This window comes from Filobacillus milosensis, assembly GCF_004402015.1.
GTDB lineage: Bacteria > Bacillota > Bacilli > Bacillales > Alkalibacillaceae > Filobacillus > Filobacillus milosensis.
Genome location: NZ_SOPW01000004.1, coordinates 47,851 through 67,436, shown reverse-complemented (window position 1 = coordinate 67,436; position 19,586 = coordinate 47,851). Strand labels below are relative to the sequence as shown.

Here is a 19,586-nt window from a genome sequence, read left to right as displayed (position 1 = left end):
TCCTTATTTTATAGAGGTGATTGTATGGCAAAACGAAAAAAGAAAAAACAATCAAGAAGAAAAAAGCGCCATGTTTTGCAGTTTGAATTAATTGGATTACTCCTTATTCTTAGTGCAATTTTTTCGAGTGGTATAAGCACGATTGGAGAAGGGTTTATTCCACATGTATTTGTAACCCTTTTTCAGTGGTTATTTGGTTTTTGGTACATAGTTGTTAGCATATTTTTATTTATTCTAGGAATCTATTTAATGATTAAGCGTCAATGGCCTAACTTTAAAGCATCTAAGTTAGTAGGTTTTTACATCTTATTTGGTTCCGTCCTGTTATTTACCCATGTGCAAACATTTGATTCTATAATGAATCAAACTATTAATCAAAATATATTTGGTGTAACGTGGGATAATTACGAAGCATATCAAGATGGAATACTAACCTATGAGTACATTGGTGCTGGTATGATTGGAGCCACTTTATTTGCAGCCAGTTATTATTTATTATCTGCTGCTGGTGCCAAGGTGCTTGCTGTGTTTGGTGTATTAATTGGAGGTATGTTATTAACTGAGAGATCAATTTCAGATTTCCTTAAAAACGTATATTCCCGGATTAATAACGTTTTACAAAAAATTATAAGTAAGCAAAAAGAGAGAAAACATGCGCGACAGGAAGCAAAAGAGAAAGAAGATGAGCAAGCAGAAACAACTTATAACATTGATGGTGGTGACGTTAAGCAAACTGAATCAGAACCAGTGATTCAGGATTTTCATCAGTATGTTGAACCTCAACCGTCTGAACCTGAATTAGAAACTAAAGAGTGGACAGACACTTTAAAACAAGAAGATGATACGAATAATGATTCAAACAGTGAAGACTTGGGTGATTTACCGCTAACTGAAGTAGAAAATGAATCTTATAAACTACCATCTCTACAGTTACTTAGTAATCCTGTAGCTCATTCACAACAACATGAAAAATCTCAAATTCAATCAACTGTTCAAAAGCTAGAAAGAACATTTCATAGTTTTGGAGTTAAAGCTAAGGTAACAAAAGTTCATGTCGGACCAGCAGTTACTAAATACGAAGTCTACCCAGATGTAGGAGTTAAAGTAAGTAAAATTGTTAATTTACACGATGACCTTGCATTAGCTTTGGCAGCTAAAGATATACGAATTGAAGCTCCAATACCAGGTAAATCTGCTATTGGAATCGAGGTACCAAATGGTGAAGTTGCGCAAGTTTCGTTAAGAGAAGTTGTTCAAAATGTTCAAAATAACCCTTCCAAGCTATTATTTGGTTTAGGACGAGATATTGCTGGTGAAGCGGTTACTGCAGAACTTAATAAAATGCCACACTTACTTATTGCCGGTGCTACAGGTAGTGGTAAAAGTGTGTGTGTAAATGGTATTATTACGAGTATTTTATTAAGAGCAAAGCCCCATGAAGTTAAAATGATGATGATTGATCCTAAGAAGGTTGAGTTGAATGTTTACAATGGCATTCCTCACCTATTAGCACCAGTTGTAACAGATCCAAAAAAAGCCTCACAAGCATTGAAAAAAATAGTTTCTGAAATGGAACGTAGATATGATCTATTTTCCGATACGGGTACCAGAAATATTGAAGGGTATAACGAATACGTTAATAAAGTAAATGAGCAAGAAGGAGAGAACCACCCTCATTTACCGTATGTTGTAGTATTAATTGATGAGTTAGCTGACCTTATGATGGTAGCCTCGAACGAGGTTGAAGATTCCATTACACGATTAGCTCAAATGGCTCGTGCAGCCGGCATACATTTAATCATTGCTACTCAACGCCCTTCAGTCGACGTCATTACCGGTGTCATTAAAGCTAATATCCCTTCTAGAATTGCATTCAGTGTATCGTCTCAAACAGATTCAAGAACAATTCTTGACGGAGGTGGAGCTGAAAAGCTTTTAGGTAAGGGGGATATGTTATTTATTCCAGTTGGTGCTTCTAAACCAACACGTATACAAGGTGCTTTCTTATCTGATGAAGAAGTTGAAAGAATAGTTGACTTCTGTATAGAACAACAGAAAGCTCAGTATCAAGAAGAAATGATTCCTGAAGAACCAAGTGAAGTTGTTAATGATGTTGATGATGAACATTATGAAGATGCTGTTAAATTAGTGATTGAAATGCAAAGTGCTAGTGTTTCCATGCTTCAAAGAAAATTTAGAGTAGGTTACACTAGAGCAGCTAGATTAATTGATGCGATGGAGGAAAGAGGTATCGTTGGACCATATGAAGGAAGTAAACCAAGGAAGGTTCTTGTAAGCAATTACCAGCAAGAGGAACAGACTTCCAATTCTTAATTTTTTAAATTAATTTAATCTTTTATTTTGTAGGACTATCGTGGTATAGTAGTTGAGAAGGTGATAGAATTTTGTGTTTTTTTGCAATTCTATTACTCTCTCAACTTTTTTATGTTTAAGGGGGAAATATTAATGAAAAAGCTTAACTTACTATTAACTATGTTGTTAACGCTTACAGTGATCCTATCTGCTTGTGGAACAAATGGAGACAGCAGTGAAGGTCAAAAAGATTGTGAACCAGATAGCAGTGCAATCAAAGCTGGTATTGTAACTGATGAAGGTGGAGTTGACGATAAGTCATTCAACCAATCTGCATGGGAAGGCCTTAAAGCATACGGTGAAGAGTATTGCTTAGATAAAGATGAGATGTATGGCTATGCACAATCTAATCAAGATTCTGAATATGAATCTAACTTAACACGTTTAACTCAACAAGATTATGAACTTATTTTTGGTATCGGTTTCAAACTTAAAGATGCAGTTCAAACTGTAGCTAGTCAAAACCCTGATACTAAGTACGCATTAGTGGATGATGTTGCTGAAGGCGACAACGTTGCAAGTGTTACTTTTAAAGAACATCAAGGTTCTTTCTTAGTAGGTGTAGCAGCTGCACTTAAGTCTGAAACTGGTAAAGTAGGATTCGTTGGTGGTATCGATAGCCCGTTAATCAACAAATTCGAAGCTGGTTATGTAGCAGGTGTTAAATCAGTAGATCCAAGTATTGAAGTAGATGTACGTTATGCTGAAAGTTTCTCTGATGCAGGTAAAGGTCGTCAGATTGCGAAAAGTATGTATGATAGTAATGTAGATGTTATTTATCACGCTGCTGGTGGTGCTGGTAACGGTGTATTCACTGAAGCAAAAGATATCAAAGCTGGTGACTCTGAAGCTAACGTATGGGTAATCGGTGTTGACCGTGACCAATATGAAGAAGGTAGTGTTGATGATTCAAACGTTACTTTAACTTCAATGGTTAAACGTGTAGATGTTGCCGTTCAAGACGTTATTAAACGTACAATTGAAGGTAACTTCCCTGGCGGTGAAGTTTTAGAATATGGTTTAGCTGATGGTGGTATTTCAGTAGCTGACACGAATGAAGAAGCTTACACTGATGAAATTGCGTCAAAAGTTAAAGAATGGAAAGAAAAAATTCAAAACGGTGATGTAGAAGTACCTCAAACTCGTGAAGAATTAGAAGGTTTTGTTAGTAACCTAGAGTAATTACTTAAACATGTAGGAAAGGCTAGATCTAGCCTTTCCTAATAATTACATAACTTTTAACTCTCAAATGAAATGATGAGCTAATAACTCGTTTCATTTTATTTTTTTGAGAAGGGCTTTTTTTAATTTAGCTTTTAACCTGAGCCTTTTAGTTATACATATATGATCGAGGGGTGAGAAGATGGACTATGTTATAGAAATGCTTGATATTAGAAAAGAATTTCCGGGTGTTGTGGCAAATAACAATATTAATTTACAAGTAAAGAAGGGTGAAATTCACGCTTTACTAGGCGAGAATGGTGCAGGTAAATCCACTTTAATGAATGTGTTATTTGGGATCTATCAGCCCGAAAAAGGACAAATTCGTGTGCAAGGTAAAGATGTTAATATTACGAGCCCTAACATTGCTAATGATTTAGGGATTGGAATGGTTCACCAACACTTTATGCTTGTAGATACGTTTACAGTAACAGAAAATATTGTTTTAGGTTCAGAACCGAAAAAAGGTTTAAAAGTAAATATTGAAGACGCTGAGAAAGAAGTAAAACGAATTTCAGACCAATATGGATTAAAAGTGGACCCTAAAGCATTAGTAAGAGACATCTCAGTAGGGATGCAGCAGCGTGTTGAAATATTAAAGATGTTATATCGTAAAGCTGATATACTAATTCTTGATGAACCTACTGCAGTATTAACACCTCAAGAAATTGATGAATTGATTCAAATCATGAAATCGTTAGTTAAAGAAGGTAAATCGATTATATTGATTACCCACAAATTAAACGAAATTATGTCAGTTGCAGATCGCTGTACAGTTATTCGACGAGGTGAAGGTATTGAAACGGTTGATGTAAGTCAATCATCAACAAGTGAATTAGCCTCAATGATGGTTGGAAGAGATGTTAGCTTCAAAACCGAGAAAACTGAAGCCACTCCTAAAGAGCCTGTCTTAGAAGTAAATGATTTGGTGGTTAAAGATATTCGAAATGTGGACATGGTCCGTGGCTTGAATCTACAAGTTAGAAAAGGTGAAATAGTCGGTATTGCTGGTGTTGATGGAAATGGTCAATCTGAATTAATTGAAGCTATCACTGGCCTTAGAAAAGCTGAAAGTGGAAAAATTCTATTAAACAATCAATCTATTATGAATTTGAAGCCACGTGAGATTTATAACCATGGTTTGTCTCATATTCCACAAGACCGTCATAAGTACGGCTTAGTTTTGGATTATCCGGTTGCAGAAAATATGGTGTTACAAACTTATTATCAAAAACCATTTTCTTCAAAATGGTCATTAAACTTTAAAGAAATATATAACCATGCGAAACGATTAATTCAAGAATACGATGTGAGAACGCCTAGTGAATCGACATTAGCGCGATCACTATCAGGTGGTAACCAACAAAAAGCAATTATAGGTAGAGAAGTAGATCGCTCACCAGATTTATTAATTGCTGTTCAGCCAACACGTGGGTTAGATGTTGGGGCTATTGAATTTATTCATAAAAAATTAATAGAGGAAAGAGATAAAGGTCGTGCAGTCTTATTAGTTTCTTTTGAATTAGATGAAATTATGAACTTGAGTGACCGTATTGCAGTTATATATGAAGGTGAAATTGTTGCTGATGTTAAACCTCATGAAACAAATAATGATGAATTAGGTTTATTGATGGCAGGAAGCAATAAGAAAGAAGGTGAAGCATAAATGAAATTACAAAAGTTAACCGGAGCATGGATCCCTGTTGTTTCAATTATCTTCGGTTTATTAGCTGGTGCAATCATTATGCTTCTATTTGGCTATAACCCTCTAGCAGGGTATATTGCTTTATGGAATGGAGCTTTTGAAACACCATATTTTACTGGTGAAACGATTCGCTTGATTACACCGTATATATTATCTGGTCTAGCGGTAGCTTTTGCTTTCCGTACTGGATTACTTAACATTGGTGTTGAAGGACAAGTATTAGTTGGCTGGCTAGCATCTGTATGGGTCGGCACAGAGTTTAGCTTACCTATGGCGATCCATTTACCATTAGCCGTTATAGTAGCAATACTAGCAGGTGGTATTTGGGGATTCATTCCAGGATATTTAAAAGCAAAATATCAAGTTCACGAAGTTATCATTACAATTATGATGAATTATATTGCATTATATTCTGTTAACGCAATCATTCGAAATGTATTAACTGATCGTGATGATCGTACAGAGAATGTCGCTGAGACAGCTTCATTAAAAGTGAGCTGGTTAAGTGATTTAATGCCTAATTCAAATGTACACGCTGGTATTATACTTGCACTAGTAGCAGCATTATTCTATTGGTATTTCATAGAGAAAACCAAATATGGTTTTGAGCTAAAAGCAGTGGGTTATAATCCGCATGCTTCACAATATGCGGGTATGAGCGTAAAAAGAAATATCATGTTATCTATGGCAATTTCAGGTGGTTTTGCTGGATTAGCAGGTGCCATGGAAGGTATTGGTAACTTTGGTTATATGACACTTAACAATGGATTTACTAACATTGGGTTTGACGGAATCGCAATAGCACTACTTGGTGGTAATACCGCGGTTGGTGTTGTGTTAGCAGCTGGACTCTTTGGGGTACTGAAGAATGGTGCCTTAAATATGCCATTAAGTGCAGGTGTTCCACATGAGTTAGTGGATATTATTACTGCATTAATTATTTTCTTTGTTGCAGCAAGTTACATGATTATTTTATTAAGACATAAACTGATTAAACTTTATACGGACTTTAAAAATAAGTCTAAAAAAGGAGGGGCAAATAAATGAGTGGATTCGTAGACATTTTAAACTCCATCATACCATCTGCATTAATGTTAGCTACCCCTCTAATTTTTACAGCTTTAGGTGGAGTCTTTAGTGAACGCTCAGGAATCATTAATATTGGATTAGAAGGTTTAATGATTATGGGGGCGTTTGTAGCTGTCGTAATTAACCTGGAATTATACCCAATTTTAGGTTCAACTTTAACACCTTGGGTTTCTATATTAGTTGCCGCAGTGATTGGTGGTTTATTTGCCAGTTTGCATGCAGTAGCTACAGTTACATTTAGGGCTGACCAAGTAGTGAGTGGTGTCGCCATAAACTTCCTTGCTTTAGGTATTGGCCTATTCTTAATTAAACAAATTTATGGTAAAGGTCAAACAGATATGATTGATGGCGGTTTGAGATCAACCGATATTCCAATACTTGAACACATTCCGGTCATTGGTCCTATCTTCTTTGAAGGTACTTATTATACCAATTGGTTAGCTGTAATTCTAGCATTTGTTGTGTGGTATGTTATTTTTAAAACACCATTTGGATTACGTTTACGTTCAGTGGGTGAACACCCATTTGCTGCGGATTCAGTTGGGATTAATGTTAATCGTATGAGATATATTGCTGTTATGCTTTCAGGTTTCTTCGGTGGAGCCGGCGGTGCAATTTTCGCTTTAACATTCGCTGGTAACTTCTCTCAAGGTACAATTAGCGGGCAAGGGTTTATTGCGTTAGCAGCAGTTGTATTTGGGAAATGGCATCCAATTGGTGCGCTTGGTGCTGCCTTATTCTTTGGGTTAGCCCAAAGTTTAAGTGTTATTGGTGGAGGTATACCGCTCTTAGAAGATATACCATCTGTTTATTTACAAATTGCACCATATGTATTAACGATTTTTGCCTTGGTTGGATTAGTTGGTCGAGCTGAAGCTCCAAAATCGTTAGGTACACCATTTGTAAAAGGCTCAAGATAATTTTAGTTAATCCCCTTTAGGTTTTGAAGACACTTAAAGGGGATTTTTCGTATTGAATCGCTATTTAGGGTAGAATATATATTAGAATTTATTAGGGAGGTATAATATGCCAAAATTAAAACATACCCAACATGAACAAAACGGATATAATCTTCATTTAATTGAAACTAAAAAGTTCAAAACAAATACGGTCGCTTTGAAATTCGCACGCCCTTTAGAACGAGAGAACATCACATCACGTGCTCTTTTACCTTTCGTCTTACAAAAGGGTACCCATAATTATCCTTCTGAAAAAGAATTAAGGTTAAAGCTGGATGATCTTTATGGGGCTAAGTTTTCAATTAATTCAGGTAAAAAAGGGGAAAATCATGTCATTACAATTGTGCTTGATTTTCCAAATGAAAACTTTATACCCGATGCCAATCAATTAATGAAACAAGCATTAGAATTTTTATATGAAGTTGCTGTAAACCCTAAAGTAGAAAATAATGCATTTGATTCAAATATTGTTAATAAAGAGAAAGAAACGTTGTCTAATAAAATTAAATCAATTGTTGATGAGAAAATGCAATTTGCTAACATGCGTCTGATTGATGAAATGTGTAAGGATGAGAAATATAGCATTCATGCTCATGGATACTTAGAAGATATGGATCAAATCAGTGCTGAAACACTTTATAAAACCTATAAAGACATGATTGAAGAAGACGCATTAGATATCTTTTTTGTAGGTGATATTAATCCGAACGAAGTGAAACCAGTTATTGAAGATGTATTAAAATTTGATAGACAGTCAACAACGAAAGTCGTGCAATCTGAACCAAAGAAACCGAATGAGGTTAAAAATATTACTGAAAAGCAGAAAATTCAACAAGCTAAACTACATTTAGGTTATCGTACAGGAATTACTTTTAGAGACCCAGATTACAGAAACTTGCAACTGTTTAACGGGATTTTTGGTGGATTTCCGCATTCAAAATTATTTTTGAATGTACGTGAAAAACATTCATTAGCTTATTATGCCGCTTCTCGAATTGAAAGTAATAAAGGATTAATGCTAGTCTTTAGTGGCATTGCTCCCGATAAATATGATCAGGCAAGAGATATTATCATTGAACAACATGAAGATATAAAAAAGGGCAATGTTAGTGAAGAAGAATTGGATCAAACGAAAAAAGCTGTTACTCACCAATTAAAAGAAACAATTGATCGAGCAGGCGGTATGGTCGAATTCTTTTATCAACAAGTCATTGCTGGACAATTCACAGACATAGAAGAAACTTTTAAGCAAATTGACGAAGCAACTAAAGATGATGTAGTTCGAGTGGCCAATCAAATTGAATTAGATACGGTCTATTTCCTTACAGCGGAAGATGGAGGTGACACGAATGAATAAATTAAATATTCCTCGTATAAATGAAACGATGTATCACGAAAAGTTAGATAATGGTCTGGATGTGTTTTTATATCCAAAGCCTGAAGTTGAGAAAACATTTGCAATTTTTTCTACGAAGTATGGATCAATCGACCAAACATTTACGCCAATTGGAGAAAATGATAAAGTAACTGTTCCAGATGGAATTGCTCATTTTTTAGAGCATAAGATGTTTGAAAAAGAAGATGGAGATGTGTTTCAGCAATTCTCAGAAAGAGGAGCTTCAGCAAATGCATTTACTTCTTTCACACAAACGGCTTATTTGTTTTCAAGTACAACTGATGAAGAAAAAAACGTCGAAACTTTATTAGATTTTGTTCAAGATCCATACTTTACTGAACAGACCGTGGAGAAAGAAAAAGGAATTATTGAACAAGAAATTAAGATGTATGATGATCAAGCAGATTGGAGATTATTCTTTGGTACAATTGGATCATTATATGAAAAACATCCAGTTCGTATAGATATCGCAGGGACAGTAGACTCAATATATGATATTACACATGAAGACCTCTATACATGTTATGAGACATTCTACCACCCATCAAATATGTCTTTATTCGTTATTGGTAACTTTGAAGTGGAGAGTATGTCTGAACTAATTCGTCAGAATCAAAACAATAAATCATTCGACAAGCCGAATGGTATCGATCGATTTTATGGAGACGAAAAAGACGAAGTGTATAAATCACTTGAAAAAATTTATATGCCAGTTACAACACCAAAATGCATGGTGGCTGTAAAAGAGAAAGCAGATCAATTAAATAAGGATAAACTACTTAAGAATGATTTGGTAAGAGATATGATTTTGGACCTTTACTTTTCAAAGAGTGGCTCGTATTATGAAGAGCTTTATCAAAATGGTTTAGTAATTGATAAATTACGCTTAGAGTTGTACTTAGAAGAGTCATTTGGGTTTACTGCTATTGGAGGAAGTACAACAAAACCTGAACAATTCGGGGAAACCGTTAAAGAGATGTTACTTTCCATCAAGAATGAACCGATAGATGAAAAAGAGTTTGAACGTGCTAAAAAGAAAAAATACGGAGAATTAATTCGTGAATATAATGAGCTTGAAGGTACTGCTAATACGATTATTCATTATCATCATTTAGGAATTGATTACGGAAATGTATTTAAAATCCTTGAGGAAGTTACTATTGATGATGTTAATGAAATAATCAATGAATGGATATCTGAAGAACGTATATCTATATGTATGGTATTACCTGAAGGTGAAAAATAATCAATGAGTCAAATATTGATTATAGGTGCAAGTGGAGAAATCGGTCAAGCAATTGTTAGGGAGTTGAGCCAATTCTCTCATCAATTTATTTTGCATTATCATCAAAATAACAAGGCTATCAATGAACTAGCCAGTGATTTAAATGAAGATCAATTGCTGATGACGATTCGTGCAGATCTAACTGAGCCTAAAGATATTGATTCATTAATGATGTCAATTCCTTTTTCGATTGACATCATTATTTTTGCGCAAGGACAAGCTCATTATGGCATGTTTAAAGAGACTACCGCTAGTCAAATAGATGACTTATATCAAACCCATGTAAAATCAACCATGTTAATTACCAAACACTTCTTGCCTCAGATGATTAGAAAACAAAGTGGAAATATTATTGTAGTTACATCAATTTGGGGTGAGGTTGGAGCAAGTTATGAAGTAGCTTATTCCACGATGAAAGGTGCACAGATCTCATTTGTTAAAGCACTCGCTAAAGAAGTAGGTAATTCAGGAATAAAAGTTAATGCAGTAAGTCCGGGATTAATTAATACAAAAATGAATCTTGAAATTGAGGCTTCTGAATTAGATAAATTCGAAAAGACTATTCCATTACAACGTAAAGGAAAGGTTAAGGATGTTGCTAACACAGTAAAATTTCTGTGTTCAAAAGATTCTTCTTATATTCATGGTCAAATTATAAAAATAAATGGAGGTATGCTATAAAAATATGCATAATGTTTCATCTTCCGTAGAAAATAAAACTTGAAAGTACGTAAAGGAGGATGAAACATGTCCGTATTAGATAATTTTGAACAATGGAAAGATTTCTTAGGTGATCGCTTACATCAAGCTGAACAAAATGGTGTACCTCAAGATACCATTAATGAGTTAGCTTATGAAGTTGGCGAACATTTAGCGAGTCAAGTAGATGCAAAAAATGATGAAGAAGCGATTTTACGTGATTTATGGAATGTTGCTTCTGAAGAAGAACGTCATGCGATAGCAAGTATGATGGTTAAGATGGTGCAGAACGAAGGAACAGGCCGTTAACCAAAACATGAGGCTGTCCCTTGTCAATTGGAAGCGTAAATATTAGTAAAACCTAAAGAAATGCCTAACACTTCTACTATAACGGTCATGACGAGATTTTGAAGGGGCCACCCTAAACTCGTAGATTGTTTGGGAGAAGGGAGGCATTTCTTTCTTTATTTACTAAAAATGGAAGGGATTTTATAAAATATGTGCAGAAAATTCAAATTTCCTTTGTAAATGTGTTAAACAACCTTTTCTTATGGGTAAAAATAATTTATTATAGTAATAACATTGTTAATTATTTCATAATTGACTTTTGACTTGGTTGGAGGGTTATCTTAATGGACGAACGAAAAGATTGGTATCTAGAATATGAAATACTTTATAACCGACCAGGTTTATTAGGTGATATCGCATCATTATTAGGAATGTTATCGATAAATATCATTATGATCAATGGTGTAGAAGATGCTCACCGTGGTATGTTGTTATTATGTAAAGAAGATAAGCAAATGAAACGTTTAATTACAATACTTGATACGATGCAAACGATTCAAGTTAAAAAAATTAGACGACCTAAGTTACGAGACAAATTAGCCGTGATGCATGGCAGATACATAAAAAGTGATTCAGATGATAAGAAGACATTTCGTTTTGTGCGTGATGAACTTGGAATACTTGTTGATTTTATGGCTGAACTATTCAAAAAAGATGGACATGTATTAGTGGGTATTAGAGGAATGCCTCGTGTAGGCAAAACTGAATCAGTTGTAGCTGCTAGTGTTTGTGCAAATAAAAAATGGTTATTCTTATCCAGCACGTTGTTAAAGCAGACTGTGCGCAGTCAACTAATCAAACATGAATATCACAAAGATTATCTTTATATATTAGATGGTATTGTATCCGTTAAACGCTCAAGTGAGAAGCATTGGCAAGTAATTCGTGAAGTTATGCAATTACCAGCGGTCAAGGTAATTGAACATCCTGATGTTTTTGTGCAACATTCAGAGTATACACTTGATGATTTTGACTATATTATTGAATTACGCAATAATATGAATGAAGAAATAACTTACGAAAAGCTGGAAAAACCAGAATTTGATGAGCAAGATGGATTTTCTATGTTTGACTTTGAATAAATTGGACGGTGTTAATGCATGCAATTAGGTGAAAAGCTCAGGGAAGCAAGGTTAGAAAAAGACTTAGCGATTGATGATATTCAAAATGAAACCAAAATTCAAAAAAGGTATTTAGAAGCTTTGGAAAAAAATGAATGGTCTGCTATGCCAGGCAATTTTTATGTGCGTGCATTTGTACGTGAATATGCAGAAGTAGTTGGTTTAAATGGTGATGAATTACTTGAGGAACATGCTGAGGAATTACCTTCAAGCTCAGATAAGCAATATGATTTTATCACACCATCTAGGTCCAGTCGCACTTCAGGTGGTCCTAATCCAGTTTTTAAATTTCTTCCTAAAATATTAGTAATTATTTTGGTTGTGTTGATTGCGTTCGCTATTTATTATGCTGTCATTAATTTTATTGAGTCAGGCTCTTCTCAGGATGGGGATGCAAATAATGAAGATGAAGTAGTCGCTGCTCCTCCTGAAGAAGATAATTCGGATCAGACTCAGAATGACAACGAGAATGCTGAAGAATCAGAACAAACTGCCTCTCAGCCAGATGAAGAAGAGGAAGAGGAGACAGAACCAACTTTAACTGTTATTGAAACTGATGAAAGTAGTGCTAGTGCCACTTATGAATTAACAAATGCTGATCAACTTGATCTGTCCCTTGAATCAATTGGAGAAAGCTGGCTTGAAATCTATGGTATTAGTGATTCAGGAGAAAACCGATACTACTATGACATGATTAATACTCAAAATTCTCCTATAGAACCTGAAATTTCTGAAGATCAGGTCAGAATAGTTGTAGGGCGATCTCATGAAGTTTCTATTACTGTAAATGGTAATGAGTTAGAATATCAATTTGAGCCTAATACTGACTCTTGGCAGTATGTTAGACAAGAAATTATAATAAACTTAGTTAGTGAATAAATATAAGAATCCTTTGCTAAACGCAAAGGATTTATTTCATGTTATTTTGGAGGTTTACAAATGAATATACCTAATAAAATCACAATTTTGCGTATCTTTTTAATTCCAGTATTTATAATACTTTTAGTCGTCCCGTTTAATTGGGGTAACTTTTCAATGGGAGAGTATGACCTACCTGTTTCTCATTTAATAGCCGCAATTTTATTCTTTATTGCCTCATTTACCGATTGGGTTGATGGATATTATGCTAGAAAATATAATTTAGTAACGAATTTAGGTAAGTTTTTAGATCCTTTGGCAGACAAACTTTTAGTTTCGGCGGCATTGATTTGTTTAGTCGATTTAGGTCTTGCATCAGCTTGGCTGGTAATTATTATTATAAGTCGTGAATTTGCGGTTACAGGCTTGCGCTTAGTTGCTGCAGGTGAAGGAATTGTCTTAGCTGCAAGTCAAATGGGTAAATTAAAAACAACGTTACAAATAGGTGCAGCAGGATTTCTATTGCTTCACCATTTTCCTTTATCTTATTTTAACATTCCACTTGGAACAATTTTTCTTTATGCAGCAGCCATTGTTACAGTTATTTCCGGTGTTGATTATTTCAAAAAGAACTGGCATGTCATGAGGGATTCTAAATGATTAAAGAAACCAGGTGTGAAATAATATCAGTAGGGACTGAATTATTACTTGGACAAATTACTGATACGAATTCTGCATGGCTATCTGAAAAGTTAGCTGATGCTGGAATTAACGTATTTTTCAAACAGACTGTAGGCGATAATTATAATCGCCTTTTTTCTGTTTTTGAGAAAGCACAGTCACGTTCAAATATAGTGTTTGTAACCGGGGGATTAGGTCCAACTGACGATGATTTAACAAGAGATGTAGCTGCGAGTTTATTCAACACAAACCTTGAAATCGATGAGGACACCTTTGATACAATAAAATCAATCTTCAAAAAGAATAATAAACATATGACGGATAATAATCATAAACAAGCTTTAAAGTTTACTAATAGTATAGTTTTTAATAATGAAGTTGGTCTTGCGCCTTGTTTACACTACATCCATAAAGGTGTATGGTGGTTTTTTTTACCTGGAGTTCCAAGAGAGATGAAATGGTTAGTCGAGCAAAAGGTTCTTCCATATTTAAATGAGTCTGGATTAATCACACATCAATTATATAGCAGAATTTTAACCTTTAATAATATTGGTGAATCTACTTTGGAGACAGAATTACAAGATCTAATAAGGGAGCAAACAAACCCAACGATTGCACCATTAGCAGGTAATGGTTATGTAAGATTACGCTTAACTTCTTTAGCGCAATCAAAAGAAGAAGCCGATGATTTGCTAAATCCATTAGAAAAGAAAATACTGAATCGAGTCAAGCAATACTTTGTAGGGTATGGAGACTTACCTTTAGAAATACAAGTACTTGAACAATTAAAAAATAAACACCTTAATCTTAGTTCATGTGAAAGCATCACTGGAGGACTTTTCGCTTCAACTATCATCCAACACTCTGGCGCATCTAATGTTTTTAATGGGTCGATTGTTTCTTATACTGATGAAGTTAAGAAAGAGATAGTAGGGGTATCAGAAGATATTTTAGAAACCCATGGGGCAATCAGTGAACCTTGTGCAAAAGCGATGGCTGAGAATTGCAGAAACAAATTCAAAACTGACTTAGCGATTAGTTTTACAGGAATTGCTGGAACAGATCCTGTTCAAGGCTTTGCACCTGGTACAGTATTTATAGGTGTAACAATAAATAATGAAACAATTTGTAAAAAAGTTGAGTTAAAAGGTGATCGAAATGCAATACGAGAAGGTGCAGTAACTGAGGGATTAAAGCTATTATATAGTTTACTAAAAAAATTTGGTGAATAGATAATCATGTTATTCAATTAAAAGTATGTACTTTATTAACATAATATATAAGAAAACCAAATTTTCTTGTATCAAAAAGCAGAACAAATATTCGCTTTTTTGTTGGCAAATGAATAAAAAAGTAGTATGATAGAGTTAGTTAATCGAAGGGGGATTATTTACAATGAGTGATCGTAAACAAGCTTTAGATATGGCCTTGAAACAAATAGAAAAGCAATTTGGTAAAGGGTCAATTATGAAATTAGGAGAACAAGAAGGACAAACAGTTTCCACTGTATCGAGTGGTTCCTTATCATTAGATGTTGCGCTAGGAGTAGGAGGATATCCGAGAGGTCGTGTAGTAGAAATTTACGGACCTGAATCTTCTGGTAAAACAACTGTGGCTTTGCATGCGATAGCGGAAGCGCAAAAGCAAGGTGGACAGGCTGCATTTATCGATGCCGAACACGCGTTAGATCCCGTTTATGCTAAAGCACTTGGTGTTAACATAGATGAATTACTATTATCTCAACCTGATACCGGAGAGCAAGCTTTAGAAATTGCAGAGGCCCTTGTACGTAGTGGAGCAGTAGATATTATTGTCGTTGACTCAGTTGCTGCCTTAGTTCCTAAAGCTGAAATAGAAGGTGAAATGGGAGACGCACACGTTGGTTTACAAGCACGACTAATGTCTCAAGCTTTACGTAAGTTATCAGGTGCTATCAATAAATCTAAAACGACAGCTATTTTCATCAACCAAATACGTGAAAAAGTTGGGGTTATGTTTGGTAACCCTGAAACTACCCCAGGTGGACGAGCGCTTAAGTTCTACTCATCTGTTCGTTTAGAAGTTCGTCGTGCAGAAACTTTAAAACAAGGTAATGACATGGTTGGTAATAAAACTAGAATAAAAGTAGTTAAAAACAAAGTTGCACCTCCATTTAAACAAGCAGAAGTTGATATTATGTACGGTGAAGGAATTTCCAGAGAAGGTGAAATCCTTGATATTGGCTCAAACCTAGATGTTGTACAAAAGAGTGGGGCATGGTTCTCTTATAATGGTGAAAAACTTGGTCAAGGAAGAGAAAATGCTAAACAGTTCTTAAAAGATAACCTTGATGTATATGAACAAGTTTATAAAGAAATTCGAGCGCATTATAATATTGATCAAGAACCAGAAGAGTCTTCTGAAGGTCAAGACGAATTACAATTAGATTAATATACTAACACATAAAAAGCAGATCTTACTAAGAAGATCTGCTTTTTTTGAATTCAATTAGAAGTCATTGTTGATGAATAGAAATATAAATAGAACAAAGTTGGTACGAAAGGCGGCGACTCCTGGTCGACTAACTACGGCCACGTCCTGCGCCTGCGGTTACTCGGCGCAAAATAACGCAAAGAAGTAAAGCAAGTAGCTTTTGTGGCCAACGTCGACACTTGACCGTCCAGGTCTTCGCGGGAAAAGCACGAGCCGAAAATCACGCGGGATGCACCTGCGTCTTCTAGGAATGCTTCGAAGTAAGCTTCCTCGGTGCAAAGGTGCAATGGAGATTATTCATTGATGTTCCTTCGTTGAGGCCGTGCCCGCGGAAAGCGGTTCGCCTGTAGTTTCAATGAGTACAGTTATAAACTTTTAGAATATTTTTTTACGATCACGTTCTTCTTTTAATATTTCTACTGCTTCTCTAAACCGCTGAGAGTGAACGACTTCTCTTTCTCTTAAGAAGCGTAAAGAATCATTTAAATCGGGATCATCAGACAAATCAATAATCCATTGGTAGGTAGCTCTAGCTTTTTCTTCTGCAGCAATATCTTCATATAAATCTGCAATAGGATCACCTTTAGCTTGAATATATGTTGCAGTAAATGGTGCACCTGCTGCATTGTGATAAAATAACGCTTTATCATGGTTCACATAATGTGCATCTATTCCAGCTTCTTTAAGCTGTTCAGGTGTGGCATCTTTTGTAAGTTTATAAATCATGGTAGCGATCATTTCTAAATGAGCGAATTCTTCAGTGCCAATATCTGTTAAAAGACCGACTACCTTATCAGGGATGGTATATCGTTGATTTAAGTATCTAAGTGCGGCTGCTAATTCACCATCAGCACCACCATATTGTTCAATTAAATATTTTGCTAGAGTTGGATTACATGTACTTACTTTTACAGGGTACTGTAATTTTTTCTCATATTTCCACACACTTATGTCCTCCTTCTTTATGTTATACTTGCCAAGGCCAAGGACTACTGCTCCAACTCCAATAATCTGTATTTTTGATAAGGCTTCCTTGTTCAAGTGGTCCAAATAGAGATTCAAAGTTATCTTTTAATTTTTTACTGTACGCTGCAAACTGGTTATATTGTTGCAAAGCATTATAGTCATCAGGGTGAGTGTCTAAATATAAAGTTAGTTCTACTATTACGAAATCTACAGATTGTATTTCCTCGAGTAATTGATAATATTCTTGAGGTAATTGTTCCATACTTTTTACCTCCTTTTCTTTTCATAGGGATTTTCATAATAATCGTACAAAATTGGCCATAATGTTCCCTTTTTTAAAGCTTTATTCGGTTGAAATTGTTCGAGATTTGGAGGTTGGAAACCAAGATATAAATTAGGCGGGGTACTATAATATCTTGTACCAAGTGGTGGGCAAGGATCATATACACTATGATAGGTTTGATAAGTTTTCATCCAAGTGTAGGTATTTGGTGAATTTTCCATAAGCTGTTCATACACCTCACTTTAAATAATATTCTCCTAGAATTATATTTACTAAAGATGAAATTATTCTAATACTATTTTCAAAATGTTATATAATGATATTATTAATAGGCTTGTAATTGTTCTCAATAGGTAAAAATGATTCTTGTAAACTCTGAAATAGTTTGACAATTCCTTGACATGAAGACTAGACAAGCTTAAAATTAAATTGTATAATTTTCATTTTTACTGATAAAAATGATGAAATGAATGATTGTACATTACCGACTGAAATGTATGAAAGAAAAAGAAAAATTTGAATAGCAAGAGGAGGTGAAAGTATGGATAGTATGGCAATACTCATCTCCATTTTGCTTGCAGTTGTCGGTATTGTTGTTGGTTATATGATTCGTAAATCGATTGCTGAAGCGAAGATTTCTAGCGCAGAGGAACTCGCGAAACAGATTGTCGAAGAGGGTAAAAGAAACGCGGAATCTGCAAAGCGTGAGGCTCTTTTGGAAGCAAAGGATGAAAATCACCGTTTACGTCAAGAACAAGAGAACGAATTAAGAGAAAGACGTACTGAAGTTCAAAAACAAGAAAATCGACTCTTGCAAAAAGAGGAAACGCTTGATCGAAAAAGTGAAACATTAGATAAACGTGAGCTAATGTTAGAGAAGAAAGAGGAATCGCTGAATGAAAAACAACAACAACTAAATGAAGCCGAAAGCAAAGTGGATGAGTTATTAAAGACACAGCAAACAGAACTTGAACGTATTTCTGGCCTAACTCAGGATCAAGCTAAACAAGTCATTATTGACCGTGTTGAAAAAGAGATGGAACATGAAACGGCATTGATGATTAAGGAAGCTGAAAATAGAGCAAAAGAAGAGGCTGACAAGAAAGCGAAAAAAGTTCTATCACTAGCAATACAGCGTTGTGCTGCTGAACACGTGTCAGAAACCACCGTATCAGTTGTTAACTTACCGAACGATGAAATGAAAGGTCGTATTATCGGTAGAGAAGGTCGTAATATCCGTACGTTAGAGACATTAACTGGTATTGATCTCATCATAGATGATACGCCAGAGGCTGTTATTTTATCAGGATTCGATCCAGTTAGAAGAGAAATTGCGAGAATTGCTCTTGAAAACCTGGTTCAAGATGGACGTATTCACCCTGCAAGAATTGAAGAGATGGTAGAAAAATCTCGTAGAGAAGTAGATGAATATATCCGTGAAGTTGGTGAACAAGCAACATTTGATATTGGATCACATGGTATCCATCCAGACCTTATTAAGATTATCGGTCGTTTGAAATATCGTACTAGTTACGGACAAAATGTTCTAAAACACTCATTAGAAGTTGCGTATCTATCAGGATTACTTGCGGCGGAATTGGGTGAAGATGAGAACTTAGCAAGACGTGCAGGTTTATTACATGACATTGGTAAAGCTGTTGACCATGAGGTTGAGGGTAGCCACGTCGAAATTGGTAAAGAACTGGCTCAAAAATATAAAGAGCATGAGGTAGTTATTAACGCCATTGCTTCTCACCATGGAGACGAAGAAGCGACTAGTGTTATATCTGTATTAGTTGCAGCGGCTGATGCATTATCTGCCGCTCGACCAGGTGCAAGAAGTGAATCGTTAGAAAATTACATTAAACGTTTAGAAAAACTTGAAGAAATTGCTGATACTTACGAAGGTGTTGAAAAGTCATTTGCTATTCAGGCTGGTCGTGAAGTAAGAATTATGGTTAGACCAGATGATATTGATGATGCTAAAGCAACTCAATTAGCAAGAGACATTCGTAAGAAGATTGAAGATGGACTGGATTATCCAGGGCATATTAAAGTTACAGTAATCAGAGAGACAAGAGTAGTTGAATATGCGAAATAAAAACGGCTTATATAGCCGTTTTTATTTTT

General features: G+C 35.2%; 18 protein-coding genes. 15 read left to right on the top strand and 3 right to left on the bottom strand.

Features of this window, described 5'->3' with window-relative positions:
• Positions 1-24 precede the first annotated feature (24 nt).
• The 14 genes from E3U55_RS04880 (at position 25) to recA (ending at position 16,165) form a co-directional block, all read left to right on the top strand.
• Positions 25-2,334 carry a DNA translocase FtsK gene (locus E3U55_RS04880; RefSeq protein ID WP_134339228.1) on the top strand — a complete coding sequence of 770 codons (2,310 nt, stop codon included), beginning with the start codon at positions 25-27 and terminating at the stop codon, positions 2,332-2,334.
• Between the two features lie 132 nt (positions 2,335-2,466).
• Entirely contained in the window at positions 2,467-3,555 is a 1,089-nt protein-coding gene (locus E3U55_RS04875; RefSeq protein WP_134339227.1) for a BMP family lipoprotein, read from the top strand.
• A 181-nt stretch (positions 3,556-3,736) separates the two neighbouring features.
• Positions 3,737-5,260, top strand: a complete 1,524-nt coding sequence (locus E3U55_RS04870) for an ABC transporter ATP-binding protein (RefSeq protein ID WP_134339226.1) — start codon at positions 3,737-3,739, stop codon at positions 5,258-5,260.
• Positions 5,261-6,346: an ABC transporter permease gene (locus tag E3U55_RS04865; protein WP_134339225.1), complete on the top strand. Its 1,086-nt coding sequence runs from the start codon at positions 5,261-5,263 to the stop codon at positions 6,344-6,346.
• Complete coding sequence (locus tag E3U55_RS04860) at positions 6,343-7,308, top strand: ABC transporter permease (protein ID WP_134339224.1); 966 nt, start codon at positions 6,343-6,345, stop codon at positions 7,306-7,308. Before E3U55_RS04865 ends, E3U55_RS04860 begins: the two co-directional genes overlap by 4 nt.
• A 106-nt stretch (positions 7,309-7,414) precedes the next feature.
• Complete coding sequence (yfmF, locus tag E3U55_RS04855; RefSeq protein WP_134339223.1) at positions 7,415-8,704, top strand: EF-P 5-aminopentanol modification-associated protein YfmF; 1,290 nt, start codon at positions 7,415-7,417, stop codon at positions 8,702-8,704.
• On the top strand, positions 8,697-9,989 hold the full coding sequence (gene yfmH, locus E3U55_RS04850) for an EF-P 5-aminopentanol modification-associated protein YfmH (protein WP_134339222.1): 1,293 nt from the start codon (positions 8,697-8,699) through the stop codon (positions 9,987-9,989). The genes yfmF and yfmH overlap by 8 nt, the downstream gene beginning before the upstream one ends.
• A gap of 3 nt (positions 9,990-9,992) precedes the next feature.
• Positions 9,993-10,709, top strand: coding sequence for an elongation factor P 5-aminopentanone reductase (gene ymfI / locus E3U55_RS04845; protein WP_134339221.1), 717 nt, complete (start codon positions 9,993-9,995; stop codon positions 10,707-10,709).
• 66 nt (positions 10,710-10,775) lie between these two features.
• A complete protein-coding gene (locus E3U55_RS04840; protein WP_134339220.1) occupies positions 10,776-11,036 on the top strand; it encodes a DUF3243 domain-containing protein in 261 nt (86 codons plus the stop codon).
• 323 nt (positions 11,037-11,359) lie between these two features.
• Positions 11,360-12,157 (top strand): DUF3388 domain-containing protein, encoded by a 798-nt coding sequence (locus E3U55_RS04835; protein WP_134339219.1) that lies wholly within the window; start codon positions 11,360-11,362, stop codon positions 12,155-12,157.
• Between the two features lie 18 nt (positions 12,158-12,175).
• Entirely contained in the window at positions 12,176-13,075 is a 900-nt protein-coding gene (locus E3U55_RS04830; protein ID WP_134339218.1) for a helix-turn-helix domain-containing protein, read from the top strand.
• 60 nt (positions 13,076-13,135) lie between these two features.
• Positions 13,136-13,714 (top strand): CDP-diacylglycerol--glycerol-3-phosphate 3-phosphatidyltransferase, encoded by a 579-nt coding sequence (gene pgsA, locus E3U55_RS04825; protein WP_134339217.1) that lies wholly within the window; start codon positions 13,136-13,138, stop codon positions 13,712-13,714.
• The gene (locus tag E3U55_RS04820; RefSeq protein ID WP_134339216.1) at positions 13,711-14,967 is read left to right on the top strand and encodes a competence/damage-inducible protein A; all 1,257 of its coding nucleotides are present in this window, start codon (positions 13,711-13,713) and stop codon (positions 14,965-14,967) included. The genes pgsA and E3U55_RS04820 overlap by 4 nt, the downstream gene beginning before the upstream one ends.
• 163 nt (positions 14,968-15,130) lie before the next feature.
• Positions 15,131-16,165 carry a recombinase RecA gene (recA, locus tag E3U55_RS04815; RefSeq protein WP_134339215.1) on the top strand — a complete coding sequence of 345 codons (1,035 nt, stop codon included), beginning with the start codon at positions 15,131-15,133 and terminating at the stop codon, positions 16,163-16,165.
• A 417-nt stretch (positions 16,166-16,582) separates the two neighbouring features.
• On the opposite strand, the gene cotJC is transcribed toward recA, so the two are convergent.
• The 3 genes from cotJC to E3U55_RS04800 are packed head-to-tail and all read right to left on the bottom strand — an operon-like array spanning position 16,583 to position 17,677.
• A complete protein-coding gene (cotJC, locus tag E3U55_RS04810; RefSeq protein ID WP_134339214.1) occupies positions 16,583-17,152 on the bottom strand; it encodes a spore coat protein CotJC in 570 nt (189 codons plus the stop codon).
• A gap of 22 nt (positions 17,153-17,174) precedes the next feature.
• Positions 17,175-17,435, bottom strand: a complete 261-nt coding sequence (locus tag E3U55_RS04805) for a spore coat protein CotJB (RefSeq protein WP_134339213.1) — start codon at positions 17,433-17,435, stop codon at positions 17,175-17,177.
• Positions 17,436-17,440: 5 nt separating this feature from the next.
• Positions 17,441-17,677 (bottom strand): spore coat associated protein CotJA, encoded by a 237-nt coding sequence (locus E3U55_RS04800; RefSeq protein ID WP_134339212.1) that lies wholly within the window; start codon positions 17,675-17,677, stop codon positions 17,441-17,443.
• A 320-nt stretch (positions 17,678-17,997) separates the two neighbouring features.
• Here E3U55_RS04800 and rny point away from each other — a divergent pair, with 320 nt between their 5' ends.
• Positions 17,998-19,557: a ribonuclease Y gene (gene rny, locus E3U55_RS04795; RefSeq protein WP_134339211.1), complete on the top strand. Its 1,560-nt coding sequence runs from the start codon at positions 17,998-18,000 to the stop codon at positions 19,555-19,557.
• Positions 19,558-19,586: the final 29 nt, after the last annotated feature.